General features: G+C 66.3%; 5 protein-coding genes and 1 pseudogene. 3 read left to right on the top strand and 3 right to left on the bottom strand.

The window, feature by feature from the left end:
- The 3 genes and pseudogenes from JHC57_RS19340 to JHC57_RS19330 all read left to right on the top strand — a co-directional run.
- Positions 1–500 (top strand): annotated as a pseudogene (locus JHC57_RS19340) (cobyric acid synthase CobQ); the annotation flags it as partial.
- The gene (gene cobU / locus JHC57_RS19335; RefSeq protein WP_294032167.1) at positions 497–1,021 is read left to right on the top strand and encodes a bifunctional adenosylcobinamide kinase/adenosylcobinamide-phosphate guanylyltransferase; all 525 of its coding nucleotides are present in this window, start codon (positions 497–499) and stop codon (positions 1,019–1,021) included. The pseudogene JHC57_RS19340 and the gene cobU, both read left to right, overlap by 4 nt.
- A gap of 90 nt (positions 1,022–1,111) precedes the next feature.
- The gene (locus JHC57_RS19330; protein ID WP_294032166.1) at positions 1,112–1,606 is read left to right on the top strand and encodes a PilZ domain-containing protein; all 495 of its coding nucleotides are present in this window, start codon (positions 1,112–1,114) and stop codon (positions 1,604–1,606) included.
- Here the strand turns inward: JHC57_RS19330 and JHC57_RS19325 are convergent.
- From JHC57_RS19325 to pgmB, 3 genes are all read right to left on the bottom strand, one after another.
- On the bottom strand, positions 1,595–2,842 hold the full coding sequence (locus tag JHC57_RS19325; RefSeq protein WP_294032164.1) for a sugar MFS transporter: 1,248 nt from the start codon (positions 2,840–2,842) through the stop codon (positions 1,595–1,597). The two genes, JHC57_RS19330 and JHC57_RS19325, sit on opposite strands and share 12 nt — an antisense overlap.
- An 84-nt stretch (positions 2,843–2,926) precedes the next feature.
- A complete protein-coding gene (locus JHC57_RS19320) occupies positions 2,927–5,290 on the bottom strand; it encodes a TonB-dependent siderophore receptor (RefSeq protein WP_294032162.1) in 2,364 nt (787 codons plus the stop codon).
- The gene (pgmB, locus tag JHC57_RS19315; RefSeq protein ID WP_294032160.1) at positions 5,284–8,244 is read right to left on the bottom strand and encodes a beta-phosphoglucomutase; all 2,961 of its coding nucleotides are present in this window, start codon (positions 8,242–8,244) and stop codon (positions 5,284–5,286) included. The genes JHC57_RS19320 and pgmB overlap by 7 nt, the downstream gene beginning before the upstream one ends.
- Positions 8,245–8,502: the final 258 nt, after the last annotated feature.

Raw genomic sequence — 8,502 nt, 5'->3', positions numbered from 1 at the left:
CGCATCACCGGCGCGGCGGGCTGATCGTCGGGCTGTGCGGCGGATATCAGATGCTTGGCCGCCGGATAGCCGATCCGCTGGGGATCGAAGGAGAGGCTGCCGAAGTCGCGGGGCTCGGCCTGCTCGATGTCGAGACGATACTATCGCCGGCCAAGACACTGCGCCATGTGAATGGCACCGCTCTTGGCGTAGCGGTGGAGGGATATGAAATGCATATGGGCGAAACCCGCGGCCCCGGCATCGCAAGGCCCTTCGCCACGCTGGGGGATGACGCGAAGGATGGGGCCATGGATGCAGCCGGAAATGTGATCGGATCCTATCTGCACGGCATCTTCGCCTTGCCAGAATTTCGCCGCGCTTTGCTCGCGCGGATCGGCGTTGCGGGGAGTGGCGGCGACTATACCGCCGATGTCGACGCCGCGCTCGACGACATCGCCGCCGAATTTGCGGCGCATGCCGACATCGACGCGATGCTGTCGATCGCGGGGGTCGGCGCATGAGCGGAGCCTCGCTTTTCGTGATCGGCGGCGCGCGCTCGGGCAAGAGCCGCTATGCGCAGGCGCGAGCCGAGGCGGCGGGGCGGCAGCTCGTTTTCGTCGCGACCGCCGAAGCCTTCGACGACGAGATGCGCGACCGGATCGCGCGCCACCGCGCCGACCGCGACGCACGCTGGACCACCGTCGAGGCGCCGCGCGACCTGCCCGCTGCGATCGATGCGCTCGGCGGTGGCGGAGCAGTCGTACTCGTCGACTGCCTGACGCTCTGGGTGTCGAACCTGTTGCTTGCCGACGCCGATATCCCGTTGGCCAACAGGCAGCTATGCGACGCGATCGCCCGCTTCGACGGCACACTGATCCTCGTCGCCAACGAGGTCGGCCTCGGCATCGTGCCCGACAATGCGCTCGCCCGGGCGTTTCGCGACGCGGCGGGGCAGCTCAATCAGTCGGTCGCCGCGACCGTGGATGAAGTGGCGTTGCTGACCGCCGGACTCCCGCTGACGCTGAAGCCGCGCGGGGTTTAAAACGCCCTTGTTTCCGGAGAGAGGAAATTGGCCGCGACAAGGCAATATTAAGGTTGCCGCGCGATGATGACCGTCAAAAGGAGACGCGCGGTGAGATCCTTGCGAGCCCATATTGCGGGACCGGCCGAAACGGCCGACCGGCGGCGGACGCAGCGCCGCACGCTCCGGCTCGACGTCGCCGCGCGATCGGCGACCGCCGAATCGGCCGTCATCATCCGCGACCTCTCGCGAACCGGGCTGCTGATCGAGACCGACGCCGCCTTTGCGGTCGGCGAGACCTTTCTGCTCGTGCTCCCCGAACTGGGTGCCGCACCCGCGCGCGTCGTTCGTAACGAAGGCCGGCTCTTCGGGTGCGAGTTTCTGTCGCCCGTCCCCGCGAGCGCAATCAGCGCGGCGCTGCTCAAGGCACCCCACGACGGGGAAGAGGGCGCGGCTCCCGAATTCGCTGCGCCGGGCGAAAGCGACGGACACTATGCCCGGCGCCCGGCGAGCGCGTTCCTGTTTACCGCAGTGACGGCGCTGTTCGCGGCCGTCATCCTCCTTTTCATCATCGCGCTCGCCACGCTGAATTTTTCAGCGGGCTGACGACAGCCGCGACGATCCCGACGACCGGATCCGTCGGCGCAGGACGAACAGCCCCGCAGCGAGGAGCGCGGTCGGCACCAGCATCGATGTAAAGGCCGTCCGGCCATCCAGATGGGCGAAGAGCGCCCCGGTGATGATCGATCCCGTCGTCCCGCCCAGCGCCGAGAAGACGACGACCAGACCCATCAGCGGCGGATGCTGGCGGTTCGGCATCGCGCTCAGCATTACCGAGATGATCGTGGGATAGACGGGTGCGAGCGCGATCCCGATCAGCGGAAAGAGGAAGGCCGCGGCCGGCGCATCGGCCCAGCTGTGGATCGCCCCCGGCGTCAGCCCGTCAGCGAGCGGCAGCACGAGGATGATCAGCGCGGCGAGCGCGGCGAGGCATGTGTTCAGCACCGGATACCAGTCGAAGCGCGCCATCACCGCGCCGGCGCCGAAACGCCCGATCGCGAGGCAGGCCGCGAAGAGGCTGGCCGCCTGGACGCTCATCTGCGCAGGCAGGTGCAGCACCTCGTTGTTGAAGGTCGGAAGCCAGCTCTGGATTCCCTGCTCGATCAGCACGAACAGGAAGGCGCAGGCGACGAAGATCAGCACCAGCGGCAGGGCCGCGAGCTTCAGCATCGCGACGAACGGCGGGCCGTCGCCCGCATCGGCTTCGCCGTCATGCGCGCGATGCTCGTCGATCGGCGCGGTCAGCAACAGGACGAGTGCCAGCGCCGTGATCGCGCCGAGCACCCAATAGGCATTGAGCCAGCGCAGCCCGGCGGGATCGATGAAGGCGCTGAACACCCAATAGGAGGAGAGCACCCCGAGCATGAACATGCCCTCGATCAGGCTGGTCAGGCTGGCGTGCGCGCGCGGACCGTCGGTGACGAGGCCGATCGTCGAATAGACGACGACCTTGGCGACCGCGAACGCCGCGCCGACCATTGCAAAATGCAGTTGCGCGACACCGAAGCCACCGGCGATCGGCATGACGATGCACGCCATGATCGCAAGCGACAGCGCGCCGATCAGCGCGTTGCGAAGACCAAGCCGCGGCAGGTAGCTCGCGGTCAGGAAGGACACGATCGCGATCGTGATGTCCTTGAACCCCTCGAGCGTGCTCGCCTCGGGTTTGGTCACGTGGAAGCTGGAAATCGACTGGAGGATGACCGTGCCGACGCTGTTGAGCAGCATCGCGAACGCGACATAGGTCAGGATCAGCGCGGCGATCAGTCGGGTGCGTGCCATCGGCTGTCCTTAGAAAAAGAAGGGCCTCGGGAAAAGAAGAGGTGGCCGCGAAGAGGCCGCGGCCACCCAAGGGAGGGATGATCCCTAGAATTTATAGGCCGCGCTGAAGCGGAACGACCGCCCGAGAATCGGCCGCGCGTTGACGACCTCGCCCCCCGTCTGCCCCAGCGTACGCGGATCGCCCTCGGTCAGCCCGACCTTGTCGGTCAGATTGTCGGCGGTGACAGCGAAGGTCAGCGCCTTGTTGACGTCGACGGTCACGCCCGCATCGATCTTGAAATAATGCGGCAGCGACTGGGTGTTCGCGGTGTCGGAGAAACGGTCGCCGACATAGGAGAAGGTCGAATAGAGCGAGACCTTGCTGTTGTCGCCGAATTCGATGTCGTACGACGGGGTCACGCGCCACTGCCATTTCGGCTGGCGTTGCACCCGGTTGCCGCTGAGGTCGATCGTGCCGCCGCCCGCGAAGAAATCGCGGTACTTCGCGTCGAGCCAGGTGCCCGAAAAGGCGATCGCGAAATTGTCGACCGGTCGGATCTGACCCTCGAGCTCGATGCCCGTGCTGCGCGCGCCGCCGATGTCGGCAACCGGCGCGCCGTTCTGGATCACCGTCGTCACCAGCCCCTTGAACTTCGTATGGAACAGCGTGGCGTAGAGCGACACGAGGTCGGTGCGGACCTTCAGCCCGCCCTCGAAATTGTCGACGCGCGGCGACACGAAAATCCCGTCGCGCAGATTGTCGAAGAAGGGATTGGTGTTGCCGCGATTGTAGCGGACATAGGCACCGACCGACGACGAGAAGTCGTAGTTGAGCCCCGCGGTCCACGACCAGGCGCCCTTCTTGTACGCGATGTTGCGGAAGGTGCCGTTGAGTACCGCGGTGCCATTGTCATAGAGTGTGTCGGGATCGCCGTCGATGTCGACCGAGCTGTTGTTCTCGATCGTGCCCGTCGCCTTGTAATTCTGATAGCGCAGGCCCGCGTCGAAGCGCAGTTCGGGGGTGATCTGATACTCGTCGACCGCGTAAAAGGCATATTCGCGGCCGTCATAGGCAGCGTTGACGTTGAAGAAGGATCCTTGCGTATAGCCGTTGTTCGTCGCGACCTGGCCGTTGGCGAGCGTCAGGTCGAGCAGGCGACCGTGGTTTTCGGCGGTCAGCAGGTGGACGTTGCCGAGATTCCACTGATCGTCCGACGAAAAGTCCGAATAATAGGCGCCCACGGTGAACTTGTTGTTCCCGCTTTCCCATTCGACCGCGAGGTCGTTGGTGAAATCCTCGATCTGCTTGCGCACGATCCACGTGCCCGCGCGGATCACCTGCTGATCGCCGGCCACCGCCTGCCCCCCGTTGACATAGGTCAGGCTGCCGACCGTGCTGCCGAGCGAAGCGGCATAGGCGTCGGCGGTCATCGCGGTGCTGGCGGGGACGAGCCCCGTCGTGTCGGCATCGCCCTTGAGGTAGCTCGCGCGATAGCGCAGCTGGAAGCCCTCCCCGATCTCGTAGTCGAAATTGGTCCCGAGGTTGATCAGCCTGGCGCCGCGGCCGTCGGCAAGGTCGGCGCGCGTGCCGTCGGGCAGCACCGCGAGGCGCGTTTCGGGACCCGCGAGCACGCCGGTGCCGGGGTCGATATTGCCGAACTGGCGCACCTTGTCGCCGTCGCGGATCACCGGGATCGGCAGCAGCCACTGGCCGCGATCGTTGAGGTAGCGCGCGAAGACGAGGAGCGAACCCTTGTCGAGATCGTGGCGGATGTTCGCGGTGATCTGGCCGCCCTTCTCGGCGGTGAAGCCGGGGCTGCGGATGCCTTCGCCGCTCGAATAATAGCCGCCGACCATGAAGCTGGTGTTTTCGCCGAGCGGGCCCGACAGCAACATGTCGCCGCGCAGGTCGCCATAGTCGGTGATGCTGGCCTTCACGAGGCCTTCGAAATCGCGGCCGCCCTCCTTCTGGACGAAGTTGACGGTGAGGCCGGGCTGGCCATTGCCGAACAGCGCGCCGGTGCCGCCGCGGACCGCTTCGACGCGCTCGATCGTCTCGTCGATACGGATGAGCTGCGTGTTTTCGAGAAACGACAAGGTCGGCGGCGAGAAGAAGGGAACGCCCTGCACGGTCAGCGTGACGAATTCGGCGTCGCCGCCCGACGGATAGCCGCGCACGAAAATGTTCGCACCATTCTGGCCGCCCGAGCTTTCGGCCGACACGCCGGGGATGACCTTGAACAGGTCGGCGGTGCTGTTCGGCGCGGCGCGGTCGATCGCGTCCGAGCTGATGCTGGTGATCGCGAAAGCTGCATCCTGGCGGTTGATCCCGCCACCGGCGGTGCCGGTGACGACGATTTCCTCATTGGCCGCGGCGCCGTCGTCGGGCTGAGGCGCTTCCTGGGCGAACGCCGTCGTCGGCATCGCGAGAAGCGCGATCGACGACAGCAGATGGGTCCGTTTCAACATGGCATATCCTCCACTTTACCTGTTCTGATTGACAGGCGCCCGCGCGCCGCCGCTTCCCGTTCTGCCGACAGGATGCGTTCGAGCGTCAGATCGCCTATGGCGGGGACGTTGATCTCGGCTTCGGGCAGCGCCTCTTCCGACCCGATGCCAATGGCCACCATGCCCGCCGCATGAATGGCCGCAATTCCCGCTTGCGCGTCCTCGACCCCGACGCACGCGTCGGGGGGCAGGCCCATGCCGTCGGCGCAGGCCAGAAAAATGTCGGGGGCAGGCTTGCCGTGGGCGACGGCGCCGGCGTCCGCGATGAAATCGAACTGGTCCGCGATGCCGAGCAACCGCACGACATCGCCCGCGTTGCGGCTCGCCGAGGCGAGGCCGATCCGGAGCCCGGCGGCGCGCAGCCCGGCGAACAGCTCGTTCACTCCGGCAAAGAGATTGGCCGGCGAATAGACGGCGAGCCGGGTGCGATAGATGGCGTTCTTTTCCGCCAGCATCGCGTCGAACACCGCAGTATCGACCTTTGCCCCCGCCTGATCGAGGATCAGGCGCAGCGAGCTCGCGCGGTCGACCCCTTTCAATCGCTCGTTGACGATGCGGTCGAACACGAGGCCATGTCTGTCGGCGAGTGCCTGCCACGCCTGATAATGATCTTCCGCCGTGTCGGTCAGCACACCATCGAGATCGAAGATGACACCCTTCAATGTGGGGCGCGGCAGGAAGGCGGGATCCGGGCCAACCCGTACCGCGCGGCCATGATCGAGGATGTCGAGCGGCGTGCCCGACAGCAGGCGATATGTGCAACCCGCCCTGTCGACGGCAAGCTCGATCACGCTGCCGCGCCATTGCATGCGAAAACGATAGCCGGTCCAGACCGACGGCAGCTTGGGCGCAAAGGCCGGCACCGGTCCGTCGAGCCGCAAGCCGCCCCACCCCTGCGCCAGCACCAGCCAGCTTCCCGCAAGCGCCGCCATGTGGAGCCCGTGCGATGTATTGCCGTGACGGTTCTCGAGGTCGACGAACGCGCATTCGCGCATGAAGTCGAGCGCGGCTGCCTCGTCGCCGAGCCGCGCCGCGACGATCGCGAAGGAAACCGACGAGAGCGTCGAATCATGCGTCGTGACGCGGCCGTAATAGTCGAAATTCCGGCGCTGCCGCGACATGGGCATCGGCACGAGATCCATCGCCATCGCCTGGACGACATTGCCCTGTTTCGCGACCTGATGCCGGAACAGGATCATCGGGTGATAGCGCATCAGCAGCGGTCCGTCGCCCGTGCGCGCCGACGTCAGGCCGGGCAGCTCGGGACGGCCCAGAAAGGCGTCGTCCTGCGGATTGATGCCGAGCGCCGGATCGACCGGCAGCCACATCGCCTCCGCCGCCCTGCGCCATGTCGCCACCTCGTCATCATCAAGGTCGATTGCGGAGGCCAGCGGCGCAAGATCGCCGCGCGATCGCAGCCAGTCGGCGGTCTCGGCCGCATAGGCAAGATGGCGGCGCGCGATCGCGTTGGTGTAGAAATCATTGTCGACGAGCGCCGAATATTCGTCGGGCCCGGTTACGCCGTAAATGCAAAATGCGCCGCCGCGCCGCGCATCGAATTCGCCGATCCCGATCCACATGCGCGCGGTCTCGAACAGCATTTCGGCGGCTTCGGCGCGGAACGCCTCATCGCCCGAAGCCGCGACATAGAGCGCGAGCGCATAGGCGATGTCGCCATTGATATGATATTGTGCCGATCCCGTCGGATAGTGCGACGAACATTCGTCGCCCGCGATCGTCCGCCACGGGTAGAGCGCGCCGTGCGCATGACCCAGCGCCCTCGCATGCGCGCGAGCGGCGGCAAGCTTGCCGATGCGATAGGCGAGCAAGATCTTCGCCCGCTCCGGCATCTGCAGCGCGAGCACCGGCAGCATGAAGGTTTCGGCATCCCAGAAATAATGGCCCTCATAACCTTCGCCGGTGAGTCCCTTGGCACCGATACTGTGGTTCGCATCGCGGCTCGCCGACTGGTGGAGCTGGAACAGGTCGAAGCGTAGCGCCGCGGTCAGCGCATCGTCGCCGTCGATCGCCAGGCTCGCGCGATCCCACAGCGCCTGCGTCGCGGCACGCTGGTCTTCCGCGATTGCGTCGAAATCGACCTCGGCGCCGTCCAGCGCCGCGAGATCAACCGGGCGGCCACGCGCCGCGGCGAGCGTCACCACCCGGTCGACGGTCAGGGTGCCGCCGCCAACCAGCGCGCCGCGCACGACATGTCCCGCATCGACCCCCGCAACCTCGGCGGCGGGACAGGCGACATGCTGGCGATAGGCGATCTCGACGGCGTCCTGGGCGAACCGGACGACGGGGGACGGATCGCCCGGCAGGGGGGGAGTGACATGCCATGCAGGCCGCAGCCGTGCTGAAATGCGCGGGTCGTCGATCTCGGCGGCGCCGGGGTTCGCGCTGTCGGTCCCGTAGGTCAGCCGTGCCTCGATCGCGCCGCCAAAGTCGATCGGGCGGATGCGGATTCGCGACGCGACCACGGCCGCGCCCGTCAGGGGGACGATGCGGTCGACCGCGATTTCGAGCATCCGCCCGCCGGCGAGTCGCCACCGCGAGCGGCGGCGCAGCTGGCCGAATGCGAAATCGAGCGTGCTTTCGGTGTCGACAAGCTCGGCCGCGTGGAAATCGACCGGCTCGCCATCGATCCGGAGGCGAAGGAGCACGGGGCTGGGGCAGGCGATCCGCGTGTCGGTCGCGGTCGCATAGCCGGGAAAGCTTTCATGATAGGTGATCGGCCGGCTGACATAGGCGTCGGGCAGATAGGCACAGGGCATGTCGGCACGTTCGTCGATCACACCCTCGACCCCGACGAGCCCGCCCGCGAGGGCGAAAAGCGCATGCGCCTCCGCACCGGTCGCCGCCGCACCGCGCCGCACGAGCTGCATCGCTTCGGAATGTTCGATATGCGCCACGCCATCCTCACCCGTGGCAAAGACTCACCGGCCTTCGCTCTCGAACGACGGTTTCCCGCAAAATGGTATCGATGTCAAGGTATCGATACCATTTTGCATTTCATGGCGCGCCACGCGGCACCTTCGCCAACTTCCGGCTAACTCTCGCGGATGATCAATTCCACCGGCATCGCCCACGAATCCACGGCTTTTCCGGCCACCAGGTCGAGCACTTTCTGCGCCAGCAACTCACCGCCGATCCCCCAATCCTGGCGGACG

Origin of the sequence: Sphingopyxis sp. (assembly GCF_016463645.1) — a bacterium.
GTDB lineage: Bacteria > Pseudomonadota > Alphaproteobacteria > Sphingomonadales > Sphingomonadaceae > Sphingopyxis.
Note: the sequence above shows the minus strand (reverse complement) of the source record. Positions and strands in the feature narration are given on the sequence as shown.

Bases quoted from the DNA above. Each gene is read 5' to 3' on its own strand.
- JHC57_RS19320 (WP_294032162.1), bottom strand. From the start codon at position 5,290: ATGTTGAAACGGACCCATCTGCTGTCGTCGATCGCGCTTCTCGCGATG.
- JHC57_RS19325 (WP_294032164.1), bottom strand. From the start codon at position 2,842: ATGGCACGCACCCGACTGATCGCCGCGCTGATCCTGACCTATGTCGCG.
- cobU (WP_294032167.1), top strand. From the start codon at position 497: ATGAGCGGAGCCTCGCTTTTCGTGATCGGCGGCGCGCGCTCGGGCAAG.